Origin of the sequence: Halomonas salinarum, assembly GCF_012062845.1 — a bacterium.
In the GTDB taxonomy this organism is placed as follows: domain Bacteria; phylum Pseudomonadota; class Gammaproteobacteria; order Pseudomonadales; family Halomonadaceae; genus Onishia; species Onishia salinarum.
In genome coordinates this window covers 56,972-73,584 of the sequence record NZ_WWNB01000012.1, presented here as the reverse complement: position 1 = coordinate 73,584, position 16,613 = coordinate 56,972, and the positions used below count along the sequence as shown (strand labels likewise).

Genomic DNA, 16,613 nt, shown 5'->3' with positions numbered 1-16,613 from the left:
CGACCCGGTATTCAGGATCCTTGAGTTTGGCTACGGTCGGGTCGGCCTCGTATTCACGCAGCTTTTGCGGGCTATTGTGCTGCCACTCGTGCATCGGACTGATATCGATGCTGGGGTCGCGATGCGCCAGGCGCTCGCCTCCAGCAGCGAAAGCGCGAAACTTGCGCGAGTGTCGGCATTCGCCTTCGGGACGCCGCCGAAGCCGATCCGGGGTATAGGCGTCTTCGGCATAGTACTGGGGCGTTTCAGCCATCTTCAGCTTGGTCCTTGTCGTTCGTCTCATCAGCCCAGTAAGGCAGGCCGACCTCGGTAAAGTCAGGCATGTTACGTGCTCCGGCCGGGATATCGCTTGGGTCAGTCAACGGCGACGGCGCCGGCAATACCCTTGGCAGATAAGGCACGCCACGCGACCACTGCACTCTGACTGCCCAAGCATGGCGGGTTCGCGTCTTGTCTCGTCCGGTGCCGCGGACCTCGTCGGCCGGGGTGTGCACGTAATACTCGACGCCATGGGCGGTGTCCCGCTGAAACAGGGGCTCGCTACCCCGGGCGGCGGGCCGCATGTCGCCCGACAACCAGCCAAGCTGCACCCCCTTCGAAATCAGAGGCTCATCAACCGCCTGTTGTGTGCGGAGGTGCGCCTGGATCTCCCAGCCGGCCGCGAGGCCTGGCAGGTTACTCTCGATCTTGATACGGGTATTGGCCGAGGGAGATCGCGCGTCACTCAAAGTGGCAAGGCCGGAAGGACCTTCGCCGAGAAGACGATCAATGGTCGAAGCTGGCCCCGGCGTCGCTTCGGGCACCAGGCCGATACCTGGCGGAGTGCGCTCGACCAGGGGCTCGACGGACATGGGCGCAATCCGCTCAATGCGTATACGGATACCGGCGAACAGGCTGACCAGCCGATCGTAGGCCTCGACTGGCTCCTGCAGCCAGGGAGCACGATGCCCATGGGTACCGAAGGGCCCCATGCGCAGCCACTCCTCAATCTCGGCGTCCGATAGCCACATGGCGACCAATGCCCCGGCGATCGACAGGCCGAGGGCGATCCAGCCTACCGGCCCAAGACCTAGCCATAGTGCGCTGGTACTGACCAGGCCGGACCCTGCCACCACGAGGGTACCAGCGGCCGCCACTCCCAAAGCGGCGCCCGCCCCCCAGTTACCGTTACGTATGCTGGTTATGGCATCCCATGCAAACAGCGCGGCGGTCAAGGCACCGGCCGCCGCACCGAAGATTGTGATCGCGGTGGCATAGGCTGGCAGACGTGCCGCCAGACTGGGGAACACCTTCCCGATCACTTCTCCCCAAGGGACTTTGCGACTAATGGCCTTGGCGCGAAGCCGAGTCAACTGACGATGACGCTCTCCAAAGAACTCCAAAGCCTTTGTGGAAGCAACAGCTAGGTCAATAGAAGCGCTGACCACTCCTGCTCCAGCTCTTGCTGACCAGTTGCCTTGTACTCCTGCCCACTCCTGTCTGAGATTAAAGAACTCAATCACAGTAATGATATAGGGCAGGCGCACCGCATCCGCGCTGCGCGACAGGCTATATTGGCGTCGAGCACGCCTGCTTACCGCTGCGGCCTTGGAGTCGGGATCCACCACCAGCACCTCGAGAGCCTGATCGCCTGCGGCATGGGTCAGGTTGTCGGCGACCTCATGGGTGAGTTTTCGGCCCGTTGCATCGCGCACCGCGCTCCTCATACGGTCCGAGGCTCGGCTCAAGTCGCTCTGCAGGTTCTGACGGTCAGCTGGCGTCAGACCATTGACCAGCCCGTCTGTGGGGTCGGCCACGCCAAGCACGACTTTGCCGATCGCCTGGCTGGGCGGCATGCTCTGCAGGCCACTCAGCATATCCGGCAAGCCGGCCCGCGCGAGTCTCGCCACGGAGGGGAAAATCGTGGCGACCGTTACCTCCGAGGCGGCATCCTTTAGCATCAGCATGGCGTGCTCGGCCATCTTGCCGAGCACGTGGCTGACCGCATTCGACCAGCGTTTCAGCTCGGGCACCAGGGACACCCCGCCCCCCTCGACCAGGCCGGCCAGAAGCGCCGTATCCAGGAGTTGGATATCGTCTTCTTCCGGTGGCTGCAGGTCACCCAGGGCCGCCAACGCCCTGAGACGCACACTCCCATCGCCAGGGTTGATCTCTTCCTCGGGCAGCTCGAGCGGGCCATCCAGCGGTGAGTCCTCATCGCTCGGAAACAGCATGGCATGCAGGGTATAGCCGCTGCCGTCCTCGAGCACATTGACGAGATAGCGCTGCGGTCGGTTCAACGACTGTGGTGGCTCGTCGTAAAGGCCATCGGCGTGCGCCGACGACTCGCGCAGCCCTTGGAGTAAGTCTACCGCCAGGGCATAGGCCCCCAGATAGTCATGGCCTTCCAGGCTCAGCAGGTCGGCCAGAACCGCATGGCCCTCCTGACTGAGCAGGTGGCCATAGAGGGCGCTTTGGTAGGTGTCAAACTGGTGGCGAGCGAGTTCGCGCTGTGCGTTACGCAGGATTCGGCTGAGCTCGCCGGTGTCGCTCAGATCGGCTTCATCAACGAAGCGACGCAGCTCGTTCTCCTTCCCCTCGGCATCGTGGCGGCGCAGGATCGTGCGATTGACCAAGGCGGCGCATTCATAGAACTTGTCTTTCGCGGCCAGCGTGGGCAACTGCTGCAGGTAGGCCAGGCTGGCCTGGCAGCCATTCGAGACATGGCGCATGGCGAATAGCGTATCCTCGACGGCCAGGCCCGGTATATGGCGCTGGCGGGCATCAGCCAGGCAATCGTCGGCCTGCCCCAGGTCTTGCTGCCAAAGCGTGTCGGGCGGCTCAGCAGAGTCTTCCGCACCGGATGCCATGCGCTCCGTCAGCACCTGGAGCCGTGGGATAGCCTGAAGATAGGCCGGCGAGCGCGTCTCGCCTTGTTTCTTACCACCCTGTTGGCCCGCCTCGGCGGCTTCTCTTGCCTGAACACCACCGGCATCGAAGGCTTCCAGCTCTTGGGTGAACGTGTCATGCAAGCCGCTAAGTGCATCACCTGCCAGGTCCTGCGTTACCGCCTTCGGCTCGGCCAACTGGAGCTCGACCAGCGGGTCGCGCAAACGCTGAGGTGGGGCTTCCTCGAGCTCATAGAGCCGCCCCGACAGGGCATAGTCCTCGGCATTGCCAAGTTTGATCGAATGAGCGCGACGCCCCTGCTCCATGGAATCTGCTTCTAGGAAACCAAGCCGCGCGGCTGACCACTGCACCTCCGAAAAAGCGATCCTCAGCTCGCTATCGACATAGCGGTCATCCTGCTTCCAAGGCAGCCAGATCTCCTCGAGCATGACGCCAACGGCAGAGCGACGGCCAGCCCGGTAGCTACCCTCCTCGTCTCGATGAGCGGCAAGATCGATATCCCGAAACTCCAGTCGCCCCGACTCCTGATTAGCCGTCACTTCGATCTCGCGCCAGAGCGTGTCCCTATAAAAGACATACAGGTAACCGGCACGCAGTGGCAGTGCTTCGCGCTCGCGCGAATCGAGAGACTCCCACAGCGCCATCGGCAGCACAGGCTGAATGATATTGTGCTGGAGACGCTCCTGTCGCGGCGTCTTATACAACCATTCGAGGAGTGGCAAGCGAATCGGCTCGCCACTCTCGCTGGCTATATGTAGCTGGGTGTCGACCCGAGCATATCCCTGCCAGTTCCACTGGTGCAGTACGCTCACGGGATCCTGGAGCTTTTCGGTATCGGCGCTACCGAAGGCCTCAAGCGGCTCGCCATCGTGCTGATCCACGATCACGATCTCGTGCCCATCCGGGTGATCCTTGCCCATCACCTGTATGAACAGCTTTTCGTCCTCGCAGGCCGGATTACCAAGCTTGCCTTTGCTCATGCCAACACCTTCCCTGTGTTAGTGTCATGCGCTGCGTGATAGATGTGATGGCGAAGCGCAGAAAGCCGCTCCTCCACCGGAAGCGTCATCATGTTGTCGGGCAAGCCAATGCGATGGTGGACGAAGCGCAGCGCCAGAAAACTCGGCCACTCTGATGCGGGAATCGATAGCTGCTCGGCTTCCTCAAACGCCGCGATGAAACGCGCGGCGTGTTCCGCCGACCTGGCATCGAGCCCTGCTTTAGCTTCCAGCTCCGCCCAAAGCGGGTAGCCGGCTACGAAGGTTTCCAGCGCGTTCTCTTCCTCACGCGTCAACGTGAGGGGCTCTTGGGCGACGGCATTCGCAGTATCTTCATCGGGCTGCAAGCAGGCATGCCACACCGCACCCGTCTCAGCTCGCTGCGCGAAGGTGCCTCCATGCCAGCAGATTCCCCTCAAGGGACCGAGCCAGCGCGACGAATAGGCTCCGGCATTCATCAAAACGGCCATGATCCAGGGATCATAGAATCTCAGCAGTGCCCGCCTCTTCCCGTAGAAGGTGACCTCCAGCAGCTTGCGCAGATGCGCCATCACTGCCTCTAGCGGGGATTCAGTCACGGCCAGAATCCCTCGTAACGGCGGCTCACCTTGTCCATCGACAAAGGCTTGCCAGAGGGGACCCGACGGCGAGACGCGAACTACCAGCGGACTTTTTTCCTGCCACTCGGCATAGCGAGTACCGTGAAAGAGATAGTGAAAGTCAGGAGCTTCCTCGCGCTCGTAGAGCCGACGCAGGGTTCGCGCCTCCTGCTCGATGATCAACCAAGTGGTCACCCGCTCCTCGCTAGGCAGCAGATCCACGAGACTGTCGGCATTGCCAAGTTCGATCATCCGACCTTGCCCCTCGCTTCGCAGGGACACTCGTCACCCAGAGGGCAAGGACCTCCGCTAGCCGGCTTCTGACATGGCTCCACCAGCGGCGCGTGGGCCACCATGGCCTGATCGAGCCGATGTCCAAAGATGGGCCCCAGCGTCACATCCTCACTCACTTCAGGCTCGGCATGCCCCGGCCGCAGCGGTGCCTGGGCGGTCTGCCCGGTGCCGCTGCCTGGGCTGCCGCCGGCGTTCACCTTGACGCTGGGGCCGCTGATGGTGATGCCGCTGCCGTCGACCTTGAGGAAGCTGCCGCCGGCCTTGAGGGTCAGCTCGCTGCCGGCTTCCATGACTACCTTCTGGCCGGCCTTGATATGCAACTCGCGGCCGCTCTCGGTGAGCCAGGCCTGGCCGGCGCTCAAGTGCAGGCTGCCATCGATGGTCAGGTGCTGGGCGCCGTCGCTCTTCTCGCGGCGCTCGCCGTGGATGCTGTGATGGTCGTCGCGGTCGATCTCGGCGATGCGGTCGCGCTTGATCTTGAGGTCGCTGTCGCGGCGGATCTCCTCGGTGCGGTCGTTCTCGGTGAGCAGTTCCAGGTCCTTCTGGGCATGCAGCCAGATCTGCTCCTGGTCGTGCTGGTCCTCGAAGCGCAGCTCGTTGAAGCCCTCGCCCTGGTGGGTCTGGGTGCGCAGCACGGTGCGGGTCTTGTGCTCCGGTAGCGGGTACGGCGGGGTGTTCACCGCGTGGTAGGTGCGCCCGGTAATCAGCGGCTGGTCGGGGTCACCTTCCAGGAAGGAGACGATCACCTCGTGGCCGATCCTCGGGATCGCCATCATGCCGTAGCCGCCGCCGGCCCAGTCCTGGCTGACCCGTAGCCAGGCGCTGGCGGTTTCATTAGGTTCGGCGTAGCGGTCCCAGGGAAACTGGCAGCGCACGCGGCCATGCTCGTCGCAGTGGATCTCTTCGCCCTCGGGGCCGACCACGAAGGCCACCTGGGGGCCGTCGACCCGCTGCTTGGGCTGGGGCGGGGGGCGCCAGGCGGCGTCGTCCGGGGTCAGCGTCAGGGTGTTGTGATAGCGGGTCATGGCTTCCGAGCCTGCCCGATCCCGCAGGCCATCACGATCACTGGCCGTAATGCCCACCGCATCTTCTTCCAGCGCCTGGGGCTGCTCGCCCTGGTGGATCACCTTGATGACCTGCCAGCCGCGATTGAACTCGCCGACATCGTGGTCGGCCAGGGTAAAGCGCGCGCCCGGGGAAAGTTCCGGCAGGTCGCTCTCGCCCTCGAGGGTCAGGGCGTCGTGGCGCAGGTGCTCGAGGCGGTGGCGGGTGAAGGCCTGGCCCGAGGCGTCAGCCTTGTAGCGGCCCGGGTAATCGTAGTGCTCGTAGTCCGCTCGTTGCGAGTGGGCTTCCAGCCCCGGTGCCTCTCGCTCGTGTAACTGACCGTAGGCAGGCTGTTTAAAGCTGTAGTCCTTGAGCTGGGCGCGGGCCGGGCGTACCCGGGCGGTCTGGGTCAGCCGTCGCAGATGGCGCCTAGGCGCGCTGCCACCGGCGCGGTGATGATAGCTGCGCTCGCCGAGCCCGGTGAGCACCTGAGGATCGTCGGCAAACACCAGGCGGTGGGCGCCGAGGTCGTCATCCTCGCCACTCGGTTCCAGATGCTGATGGAAATAGAAGAGCCCTTCCTCGGCGGCCAGGCGCTCGATGAACTCGAGATCGGTCTCGCGGTACTGCACGCAGTACTCGCGCTCTTCGGGCTCGCGGGTCACCGCGAAGGCCACATCGGTGAGGCCGCGTTCCTCGCACAGGGTGTTGATGATGGTCAGCGGCGAGACGCGCTGAAAGATGCGCGAATTCTGGCGCAAAGAGAGCCGCCACAGCGAGGGGCGGATGATCACCTCGTAGTGGCTGCGACGATGGCCGCGGTCGCCGCGCCCGAACTCACTGATGATGCCGTGAACGCGGCGCTGGGCCACGCCTTCCTGCCACACGGTGAGACTCGCCGGGCGGTCGAGCAGCGTCTCCGGCGAGAGATCGGCGGCGCGACTGGCGAAGCGCACGCGCAGATGGAAGGGGGCCGAGAGCGCCTCTTCATGGCTGAAGTCGATCACCGAAAGCTCGGCCTGGCCTGGGCCACGAGGGAGACCGGCAAGGCTCAGGGTGAACTGGAGTCCCTTGGGCTGACGCATGGCATCCCTCCTGGAGGCCGTGTCCGTTACGCGAACCGCCAGCGCGAGTGGCTGGCGGCAGCAGTAGGTTACGCGTGTAATTCACCATGACAAGGCATTGGCGGCATGTGTAAGTGATCGCTGACAACATCTATTGGCAAGCGCTTACACATGACGCCGCCAGGGCACAGGCCCTGGCGGCGAAAGACGGTGCCCGCCGGGCGCGAGCATTGGATGGCACCGTCGGTGCGCGAAGCCTTAGGCAATGCCTGAAAAGTACTGCGCTCGTCCATACGGCGTTAAAAATCGGCTCGGGCGCGAGTCCGATCAAGATGCTCATTTACACCCCGTAAACTGGTACGCCAGCCCGGTCCGCTCTTTCGCCGATTTTTGCCTTGTCTGGCCTTCGCTCGTCGACTTTTCAGACAAAGCCTTTAGGCCTCGACCGGGGCGCGCCAGTCGTCAGAACCGGAGGTACCGGCCACGGTGTGCTCCCAATCGATCTTGCGGTACGCCAGGGAGACATCCATCAGCTGAGTGAACTCGGACTTGTTGATGTCCTGGGCGTGGGGCATGCGCAGGTTGATATCGACGATGGTGGCGTCGGTCAGGGTGGTGGTGAAGAAGTGCTCCTGCTTGCCCTCGACGGAGGTGCGGTACCACTTCAGCTCGACGTTGGGCAGCATCTCGCCGGACGCCAGGGCGTTGTACATCAGCGGCACGGCCTTGTTCAGGGCCACGGTGAAGATGAACGGCTTGTGGGCACGCTGGCCGGAGGGCTGGCCGGACTGCGGGTCAGTCGGCACCGTCACAATGTGCTTGAATTCCTGTACCAGCATCTGGTCTTCGTGGCCTTCGACATAGATGTTGCCGACGGACTCGGGGGTGAAGGCACCCGCGGTGATGTTGCCCTGGGTCTGGCCTTCGATGCTGATATAACACGGTGTAGGCATGTGTCTGCTCCTTGACGTTGAGTGGCGATGTCCGGTGGACACCCACCCTTGTAGCAAGCCAAATGCCAAGCGCGGTAAATATATTAAAAATCAGACAGTTAGCTAAACTCGCCCTCTCTACTCTATTGCCTGTGTGAGCAAGATCTTGCCTGAATCGAGCAAGAAGTTGCCCAGCGGGCAAGATCTTGCCCGCTGGGGCGATGACGAATCGGTCGTTACAGCGGCGTGAGCTTGGCGAAGCCCAGCACCAGCCACTTGTCGCCCTCGCCCTCGAAGCTGACCTGCACTCGGGCCCGCTCGCCCGTGCCCTCGGCGTTGAGGATCACCCCTTCGCCGAACACCGGATGGCTGACCCGCTGCCCAAGCGACAGCGAAGGCAGGTCATCGCCGCCGTTGACCGAGGTCTGGGCCGGGGCGTGGCCGGCGGTGACCGGACGCGAGATCTGGCCGCGCAGGCGTACCTCTTCGAGATACTCCGCCGGAATCTCGCGCAGGAAGCGTGAGGGCCGCTGGAAGGTCTCCTTGCCATGCAGGCGACGAAGCTCGGCGTGGGTCAGGTAGAGCTTCTGCATCGCCCGCGTCAGGCCCACATAGCACAGCCGACGTTCCTCCTCGAGGCGACCAGGCTCCTCCATCGACATCTTGTGCGGGAACAGGCCCTCCTCGACGCCGGCGATAAACACCACCGGGAACTCCAGACCCTTGGCCGAGTGCAGGGTCATCAACTGCACGCAATCCTCGAAGTCGTCGGCCTCGTGATCACCGGCATTGAGTGCGGCCTCGGCCAGGAACGGCTCCATGGCCGCGGCTCCCTCGCCGACCTCCTGGCCGTTCAGCGTCTCTCCCTGGGTGAAGGCACGGGCGGCGTTGACCAGCTCGTCGAGGTTCTCGACCCGGGCCTGGCCCTTCTCGCCCTTCTCGCTGCGGTGATGCTCGACCAGACCCGACGCTTGAGTCACATGGGTGATGATCTCGTGCAGCGCCATGCCGGCGGTGTCGTTGTCGAAGCGCTCGATCAACTCCGCGAAGGTGCGCACCGCATTGCCCGCACGGCCCTTGAGGGTGGCATCGGCGAGACAGTCATGCAGTGCCTGCCACAACGAGACATCGCTGATCCGCGCCCGCTCGCGCAGAATTTCCACGGTGCGGGTACCAATGCCCCGGGCCGGCACATTGATCACCCGCTCGAGCGACGCATCGTCCTCCCGGTTCAGCAGCAGGCGCAGGTAGGCCAGGGCGTTCTTGATCTCCAGGCGCTCATAGAAGCGCTGACCGCCGTAGATACGGTACGGCATGCCCTGACGGATCAGGGTCTCCTCGAGCACCCGCGACTGCGCATTGGAGCGATAGAGAATGGCGACCTCGCGTCGCGCGAAACCTTCCTTTACCTGTGAGGCGATGGTATCGACGATATAGCGCGCCTCATCCAGGTCGTTGAAGCCTGCATAGAGCGAGATCGGTGCGCCGCGCTCGCCGTCGGTCCACAGCTCCTTGCCCATGCGCCCGGTATTCTGGCTGATCAGGGCGTTGGCGGCCTCCAGGATGGCGCTGGTCGAGCGATAGTTCTGTTCCAGACGCACCGTCTTGGTGTCCGTGAACTCCTGCTCGAAGCGGCGGATGTTCTCGACCCGGGCACCGCGCCAGCCATAGATCGACTGATCATCGTCGCCGACCACGGTGATGCCGGCCTGCTCACCGGTCAGCAGCTTCAACCAGGCGTACTGCAGGGTGTTGGTGTCCTGGAACTCGTCGACCAGCACATGAGCGAAGCGCTCCCGGTAGTGGGCGAGCAGCGCCGGGTTGTCGCGCAAGAGCTCAAGGCTTCGCAGCAACAACTCGCCGAAATCGACCAGGCCGCCGCGCTCGCAGGTCAGCTGATAGCGCTCATAGAGATCGACCATCTGGCCGAGATAGGCATCGCCGTGGGTCTGCACCTGATGCGGACGCAGGCCCTCTTCCTTGCAGCCAGAGATGAAGTACTGCACCTGACGCGGCGGAAAGCGCTCGTCGTCGATGTGGTGATCCTTGAGCAGGCGCTTGACCAGACGCAGCTGATCGTCGCTATCGAGGATCTGGAAGTGTTGCGGCAGCCGTGCGTCCTGCCAGTGGGTGCGCAGCAGGCGATGAGCGATGGAGTGGAAGGTGCCGACCCAGACATTGCGCAGCGACTGACCAAGCAGCGCCTCGAGGCGCGTGCGCATCTCGCGCGCCGCCTTGTTGGTGAAGGTCACGGCGAGGATGGCATAGGGCGACAGGCCCTCGGTGCGCATCAGCCAGGCGATGCGATGCACCAGCACCCGGGTCTTGCCCGAGCCAGCGCCCGCCAGCACCAGCATGTTGCCCTGGGGCGCGCTGACGGCCTCGCGCTGGGCCGCGTTGAGGTGATCGAGAATCGCCGTGACGTCATCCATAGCGGGGCACTTCGGGTCGAAAAATGGACGCCTAGTCTAGCATAGACAGGTCCAACGGCGGACTCGGTAGCGCCGCCGCCAAGCCGTCACCAGACGACATCCTCGGTCCGGCTCCTGGCACGACCTGAAAGGCGCTATTCACGGGACTGATCGAATGCGCCACCCAGGGCTAGGGCGTCAACCCATCGTCCGTGTCCTGGTCGGGGTGATCGTCGGGGAAACGCAACGGATTGAGGCTCTTCTTCACCGCCTTGAGCTTCTCGGCAAGCTTGGGTCCGCGAGTCTTGGCCACACCGACCGCCAACACGTCGATCAACACCAGGTGGGCAATGCGCGAGCTCATCGGTGTATAGATCTCGGTGTCCTCCTGGACATCGATGTAAAGCGGCAGGCTGACCTCATCAGCCAGCGGTGAATGGCTGGGACACAGGCCGATCACGGTAGCGCCCGCCTCACGAGCCCGCCTGACGCTTGCGACCAGCGCCCGGGTGCGCCCGGTCTGAGAGATCGCCACCACCACATCGCCCTTGTTGAGGGTCGCCGCGGACATATTCTGCATATGCGGGTCGGTATACGCCGCGGTGGAGATCTGCAGGCGGAAGAACTTGTGCTGGGCATCCGCGGCCACCGCGCCGGAGGCACCGAAGCCGTAAAACTCGACGCGGTTGGCCATGGCTAGTGCATTGATCGCCTGATTCAGCCCCTCGTTATCCAGCCGGTCGCGTACCGACAGCAGGGTGCCGACAGTGGAGTCGAAGATACTGTGGGAAAACTCGGCGACGGTATCGCTATCATTCATCGAGAACTGGGCGAACTGGCTGCCCGAGGCCAGCATCTGCGCCAGCTTGAGCTTGAAATCCTGGAAGCCGTTGCAGCCCAGTGCCCGGCAGAAGCGCACTACCGTCGGCTCGCTGACCTTGGCCTCGGTCGCCAGGTCGACGATGCGCATGTGGATGACTTCTTCTGGATTGCGCAGCACGAAGCGCGCCACCTTCTGCTCGGAGCGGCGAAAGTGCTCCATGCGATTTCTCAATTCATCGAACAGGGCACGGCTCACGGAAAGCTCCTTGGCAGAGGACATTCGGGGTCTGGATAAAGGAAGCGGCATAACCCGCTGTGGATATATCAGCGATTCTCAGCGATTACGCCAGTAAGGCAACGTTCATAGTATGCCCCAGCCTGGGGGGAGGATGTCACGCCAGCCTGCGCGTCGCTTTAGCGTTGAACGTCATCATCCTGTCACGTGGGTTATAGTAAACAAGGAGGTGCCGGTCGTAAGGCAGCACTCAAGGGCGGCCGGCACAGTCATCGCCCGTCAGGAGAGTCGATCATGCGTAATGTCGAACAGGTATCCTCCGTCAAAAGCGAACTCCTCGATATTTTCATGAGCATGGAAGTCGCCGAGCATCAGCAGCGTCAAAAATCCGCTGCTATCCGCAACCTGCGTGCCCGTCGAGGTATCGAGTTGCACAACGAATTCAAGCAATTGGAGCAGGAGCTTGCTGAGCTGGATGCCGACGACGACCTGATCCAGTAGCCCCTTGACACACCCTCCTCCCTAACGCCACGAGCCCCGGCAATACCGGGGCTCGCAGGATGACTAGAGGAGACGAAAGGACCGGCAATCCATGCCGATCCCGGCCGCCATGGCCCTCACTCTTCGCCTGATAGCATCCAGGCGCCGCATCATCTCACCTATCTGACAGTTCATCACGCCAGGAATAAGCGGGGGCGAAACCGACCAGGCGGCGGGCCTTTGCGATGCTGTAGAAGGTCTCGAATTCGCCCATCTCGCGCCTGACTGGCACGTCTTCATAGAAACGTTCGCGCACCTGAGCGTTGGTCAGCCCCACCGAGAGATCATCGTTGGCAACGTTGAACACCTCGTACCCCAGGCCATCCGTTTTCAAACAGCAATTGATCATCTGCCCCAGATCACGCGCATCGATGTAGGCAAAGATGTTGCGCCGACGCAGTGCGGGGTTCTCCAGGTAGGCAGGAAAATGCTGGCGGTACTCGTGCGGCTCTATGACGTTATTGATACGCAGCCCATAGATGTCGATGCCCGAACGCTCATGGAAAGAGCGCGCCGTGACTTCGTTGACCACCTTGCTCATGGCGTAGCTGTCCTGAGGCACCGTGGGATGATCTTCATCGATGGGCAGGTAGTCGGGCGTCTTCTCACCATCGGCAAAGCAAATGCCATAGGTCGTTTCGCTTGAGGCGAAGATGACCTTGGGAATGCCCAGCCGGGTGGCCGCATCCAGGATGTTGTAGGTGCTCAGGGTATTGATGCGGTAGGTCTCATTATCCGGCCGGTGCAGGATAGCCGGTATGGCCGCGAAATGGACAATCGCATCATAGCGCGGCACACCGGTACCCGGTTCCAGCTCATCGATCCTGGCGTAGGCCTGACAGGCATTAAACACCTGACCGGCATCGGTAAGATCGACCTTCAGGGTCGTGATACCGGGTACATCGGATGCAACCCAGTCCAGGTTGGTCACTCTATGGCCCTGATCACGCAGATAAGCCGTGGCATGACGACCAGCCTTGCCACTACCGCCAGTGAAAAGAAGACGCATGAACACTCCTCGATTAACCTAACGAACAAGACGGCCGACAACGGTTTACGGCTTTCCCTGGGCGATCATACCTGCTGTACCCGCTACCCCTTCTCGTCATCATCTCGACGAGGTCGCGAGCGTTACCCGCGAACAACGCCGAGATTCATCACCTTAAAGACTGCTGACGAAGACCACCAGCACACCGAGCGGCGCTACATAGCGCGTGACCACGTTCCACAGGCTGGCACTGAAACCCTCAAGCCCCAGTTCCCGGCGAACGCCTTCCTTGTCGAGCCTCCAGGCCACGAACAGGATGGCACCGAGCCCGGTCAACGGCAGCAGGAACTTGCTGGTCAGCTTGTCGAGCAGGTCAAAAACGTTCAGGCCGAAGAACAGCACGTCACCCCAGACGTTGAACGACAGCAACGCGGCGATACCCAGCGCCCAGGTGGCGATGCCAGCCACTACCGTTGCACTCACCCGCGAGAGCGGCGTGCGTTCCTCGACGAACTCCACTACCGGCTCCAGCAGCGAGATCGCCGAGGTCAGGGCGGCGAAGGTCAGCAGCAGGAAGAACATCAGGCCCAGCAGCATACCGCCGGTCATGTTGCCGAAAGCGAGCGGCAGGGTGACGAAGATCAGCCCCGGGCCCGAATTCAGATCCAGGCCATTGGCGAAGACGATCGGGAAGATCGCCAGGCCAGCGCCCAGGGCAATGACGGTGTCCATGATCACCACGGTGCGGGCCGTCTTGAGCAGGTTGACCTCCTCACCCAGGTAGGAGCCATAGGCCATCATGATGCCCATGCCCAGCGACAGGGTGAAGAAGGCATGGCCCAGCGCTGACAGCACTACTTCCCCGGTGAGCTTTGTCCAGTCGGGATTGAACAGGTAGCTGAGCGCCTCACCGAAATGGCCTGTGGTCATGCCGTAACCCACCAGCACCAACAGCAGCACGCCGAGCGCCGGCATCAGGGTGCGCACCGCGCCCTCGAGCCCCTTGGTCACGCCGCGGGCGACGATGCCGATGACCAACAGCATGAAGACCGAGTGCCAGAGCAGCAGTTGCCCGGGGCTTCCCAGCATGCCGTTGAAGAGACCACCGATGGCGTCGGCGTCCTGGCCGGTGAAGCCGCCGGTCACTGAACTCAAGGTGTAGGACAGCGACCAGCCGCCTATCACGCTATAGAAGGACAGGATCAGGAAAGCACCCAACACGCCGCTGATCCCGACCATGACCCAGCCTTTGCTGCGTCCCGAGCTCCTGGCCAGTTCAGCCATCGAGTTGATCGGATTTTCCTGACCGCGACGCCCGACCAGCCACTCGGCGACCAAAATGGGCAGCCCGATCAGGGCAATACATAGCAGATACACCAGCACGAAGGCGGCACCACCGCTCTCGCCCACCATGTAGGGGAATTTCCAGATATTACCAAGGCCGACCGCGGAGCCGGTGGCCGCGAGAATGAAGGTCAGCTTTGATGACCAATGTGCGTGGGATAGTTTGGGCATGATTCACCTTGAGGTTGCGTGTCGACATCGATCGGTCGGATGCGATGACGGCTTGTGCTTGTTATTGCCACGTCCGCGGCATCATGGATCACACGATGCAATCAAGGGCATGACAGGATCCGGGCAGGATCTCCGCCGCTAGCCGCCACGTCTTCTTCCCTGATCGGGATACAAGACGCGGCCGACATGCCGTGATATTGCGAAGATAGGTGCGGGTTTTACACGAAACCCCCGCAATATCGAATGGTGAACGGCATGAGGGCCACAAAACTATCCGATCATGATCGTGATAGCCAGAACGGATTGCCTCTCGCGAATGACCGATACGTAAAGGCAGATCGCTAGAAAAGACGCACTTGTCGCTCGCCGGAAAAAGCCGCCAAAGGTGGCAGCAAAAGTCGCGCGGCGAGGCGTTCATGGAAGGCTCTCGCCAAGACCGGTGCCTGTCGGTTGTCAGGGGTGTGCACAAAGAGAAAAGGGGTTTTCCCCTGTTTTATCCACAGGCATAGCCTGTCAATCCAGGGCGTAAAACGCGCGTGATTGATATCGTCATCGAAATGGCCAATGAAGCGAATCACCGGTTGCTGAGCCGTGGAGATCACGTGTAGCGGGCGTTTGGGCTTTTCACTCTGCGCCTGAGCCAGGCGGGTATCACTCCCGGCAGGCGTAGCAAAAAGAGCACGCACGTCAAGCATCACCCGATCTATCCCAAAAGTTATTAACAATCGGTTGAGGGCCGCTTCGGCGTCCCCTTTGTGGAAAAACTCGGGGTGACGGACCTCGACGCTGGCCGGTATTGCCTTGGGCCAGCGTTCAAGCAATGCCTCAAGCTTTGGCAACTCATCAAGGCCGAAGTCTCGGGGTAACTGAATCATCACCGGCCCGAGACGACCGCGTAACGGCGACAGCGCGTCGAGGAACTCATCGACCTGAGTGTCGACGTCAACTAGGCGCCGCTCATGGGTCAAGGCCCCTGGCAGCTTGAAGCAGAAGCGAAAGCTCATCGGCGCCTGGCGTGCCCAGGCAGCCACGGTATCCGGACGCGGCGTACCACTATAGAAGGTGGTGTTACCCTCCACGGTGGAAAATACCCGCGCATAGTCCATAAGGCGCTCGCCGGCGACACCATGGGGCGGATAGAGCCCACCGCGCCAGTCCTCGTTGGCCCACATGGCAAGTCCCAGGTGCAGACCGCCAGCATTAGAGGGAGAAGAGGAGTCGGTCACCGGTGCAGGTCTCTCGTAGACGCAAGGAGGCAAGGATAGGGAGCTGAATTATCCCGGCCTTCTCCGCCCTTGGCCAGCCCCATGCTTTGCGCTGCAGCGCAGATAACTAAGCGTGTCGGGCACAGTCCAGGATATGCGAGACGAAGTAGCGAACCTTGGCGAGTTCGCCAAGCGGTTCGGGATAGACCAGATAGTAGGCATCCGGCCCCTTTAGAACATGCGGCCAGGCACAGCACAGACGTCCCGCGGCGAGTTCGTCTTCAACGAGAAAACGCGGCACCAGCGCCAGCCCGCCCCCCGCCATCACGGTTCTTATCAGCATCTGAAAGGTCTCGAAACGTGTGCCATGATAGCTGCGGTGTGTGGTGATGCCCTGCTCGGCAAACCAGCGGTGCCAAGCGTCGGGGCGAGTAGACAGATGCAGCAGGCGTGCCTCGATCAGATCCGCGGCCGAATCCAAACGCAATCGGTCAAGATAGTCAGGCGCCCCTATGGCCACTACCTGCTCGTCGAATAGCTTGTGGCACTCAAGGTTGGGCCAGTGGCCATGACCATGAAAGAAGGCGACATCGATGTCTTCCTGCTCGAGATCGAAGGTCTGAACCCGGTCGGTCACGTTCAGGCTGATACCTGGATGCGCCTCGAAGAAAGCCGGCAAGTGCGCGGTCAGCCAGGAGGTGCCGAAGGTCGGCAGGGTCGCCACCCTAAGCACCTCGCTATGGCCGCTGTAGGTCATGATGGTATTCGCCGACATTTCGATCTGCGCCAGTATCTTGCGCACATCGGTGAGGTACAGAGAACCCTCGGGCGTTAGCACCAGCGTACGCCGCACGCGACGAAACAGCTTGTGCTGCAGGTAGTCTTCAAGCTGTGCAACCTGTTTGCTGACCGCACTCTGGGTCAGGCTCAATTCCTCGGCGGCACGCGTAAAGCTCATATGGCGAGCCGTCGCCTCGAAGCATTGCAGAGTCGTCGTCGATGGAAGGTGACGCGCCGTCATGGCGATACAGCTCCTGAACGAAAATGGCCATTCTAGCCCCTCGTGGCGCCCAGACC

General features: G+C 62.1%; 11 protein-coding genes. 1 reads left to right on the top strand and 10 read right to left on the bottom strand.

Translation table 11 applies throughout. From position 1 onward, the window contains the following. Positions 1-245: 245 nt before the first annotated feature. From HF027_RS10035 to hexR, 6 genes are all read right to left on the bottom strand, one after another. On the bottom strand, positions 246-3,869 hold the full coding sequence (locus HF027_RS10035; RefSeq protein ID WP_168015294.1) for a toxin VasX: 3,624 nt from the start codon (positions 3,867-3,869) through the stop codon (positions 246-248). Then, positions 3,866-4,738, bottom strand: a complete 873-nt coding sequence (locus tag HF027_RS10030) for a DUF4123 domain-containing protein (protein WP_168015292.1) — start codon at positions 4,736-4,738, stop codon at positions 3,866-3,868. Before HF027_RS10030 ends, HF027_RS10035 begins: the two co-directional genes overlap by 4 nt. Then, on the bottom strand, positions 4,735-6,909 hold the full coding sequence (locus HF027_RS10025) for a type VI secretion system Vgr family protein (RefSeq protein WP_168015290.1): 2,175 nt from the start codon (positions 6,907-6,909) through the stop codon (positions 4,735-4,737). Before HF027_RS10025 ends, HF027_RS10030 begins: the two co-directional genes overlap by 4 nt. Positions 6,910-7,322: 413 nt before the next feature. After that, positions 7,323-7,841 (bottom strand): Hcp family type VI secretion system effector, encoded by a 519-nt coding sequence (locus HF027_RS10020; RefSeq protein ID WP_168015288.1) that lies wholly within the window; start codon positions 7,839-7,841, stop codon positions 7,323-7,325. Between the two features lie 215 nt (positions 7,842-8,056). Beyond that, positions 8,057-10,252, bottom strand: coding sequence for a DNA helicase II (uvrD, locus tag HF027_RS10015; protein WP_168015286.1), 2,196 nt, complete (start codon positions 10,250-10,252; stop codon positions 8,057-8,059). Positions 10,253-10,421: 169 nt separating this feature from the next. After that, positions 10,422-11,309: a transcriptional regulator HexR gene (gene hexR, locus HF027_RS10010; RefSeq protein WP_136254693.1), complete on the bottom strand. Its 888-nt coding sequence runs from the start codon at positions 11,307-11,309 to the stop codon at positions 10,422-10,424. Between the two features lie 273 nt (positions 11,310-11,582). On the opposite strand from hexR, the gene HF027_RS10005 reads away from it, so the two are divergent. Beyond that, complete coding sequence (locus tag HF027_RS10005; RefSeq protein ID WP_168015284.1) at positions 11,583-11,789, top strand: PA3496 family putative envelope integrity protein; 207 nt, start codon at positions 11,583-11,585, stop codon at positions 11,787-11,789. 154 nt (positions 11,790-11,943) lie between these two features. Here HF027_RS10005 and HF027_RS10000 read toward each other — a convergent pair whose 3' ends face one another. The 4 genes from HF027_RS10000 to HF027_RS09985 all read right to left on the bottom strand — a co-directional run bounded on the left by HF027_RS10000 (position 11,944) and on the right by HF027_RS09985 (position 16,557). Further along, complete coding sequence (locus HF027_RS10000) at positions 11,944-12,837, bottom strand: NAD-dependent epimerase/dehydratase family protein (protein ID WP_168015282.1); 894 nt, start codon at positions 12,835-12,837, stop codon at positions 11,944-11,946. Between the two features lie 153 nt (positions 12,838-12,990). After that, the gene (locus HF027_RS09995) at positions 12,991-14,331 is read right to left on the bottom strand and encodes a sodium-dependent transporter (RefSeq protein WP_168015280.1); all 1,341 of its coding nucleotides are present in this window, start codon (positions 14,329-14,331) and stop codon (positions 12,991-12,993) included. Positions 14,332-14,672: 341 nt separating this feature from the next. Beyond that, a complete protein-coding gene (locus tag HF027_RS09990; RefSeq protein WP_168015374.1) occupies positions 14,673-15,503 on the bottom strand; it encodes a DUF72 domain-containing protein in 831 nt (276 codons plus the stop codon). A 160-nt stretch (positions 15,504-15,663) separates the two neighbouring features. Beyond that, positions 15,664-16,557 (bottom strand): LysR substrate-binding domain-containing protein, encoded by an 894-nt coding sequence (locus HF027_RS09985; RefSeq protein ID WP_168015278.1) that lies wholly within the window; start codon positions 16,555-16,557, stop codon positions 15,664-15,666. Positions 16,558-16,613 lie beyond the last annotated feature (56 nt).

Coding starts and splice junctions, on each gene's coding strand:
- HF027_RS10035 (WP_168015294.1), bottom strand. CDS start 3,869: ATGAGCAAAGGCAAGCTTGGTAATCCGGCCTGCGAGGACGAAAAGCTG.
- HF027_RS10030 (WP_168015292.1), bottom strand. CDS start 4,738: ATGATCGAACTTGGCAATGCCGACAGTCTCGTGGATCTGCTGCCTAGC.
- HF027_RS10025 (WP_168015290.1), bottom strand. CDS start 6,909: ATGCGTCAGCCCAAGGGACTCCAGTTCACCCTGAGCCTTGCCGGTCTC.
- HF027_RS10020 (WP_168015288.1), bottom strand. CDS start 7,841: ATGCCTACACCGTGTTATATCAGCATCGAAGGCCAGACCCAGGGCAAC.
- uvrD (WP_168015286.1), bottom strand. CDS start 10,252: ATGGATGACGTCACGGCGATTCTCGATCACCTCAACGCGGCCCAGCGC.
- HF027_RS10005 (WP_168015284.1), top strand. CDS start 11,583: ATGCGTAATGTCGAACAGGTATCCTCCGTCAAAAGCGAACTCCTCGAT.
- HF027_RS10000 (WP_168015282.1), bottom strand. CDS start 12,837: ATGCGTCTTCTTTTCACTGGCGGTAGTGGCAAGGCTGGTCGTCATGCC.
- HF027_RS09995 (WP_168015280.1), bottom strand. CDS start 14,331: ATGCCCAAACTATCCCACGCACATTGGTCATCAAAGCTGACCTTCATT.
- HF027_RS09990 (WP_168015374.1), bottom strand. CDS start 15,503: ATGTGGGCCAACGAGGACTGGCGCGGTGGGCTCTATCCGCCCCATGGT.
- HF027_RS09985 (WP_168015278.1), bottom strand. CDS start 16,557: ATGACGGCGCGTCACCTTCCATCGACGACGACTCTGCAATGCTTCGAG.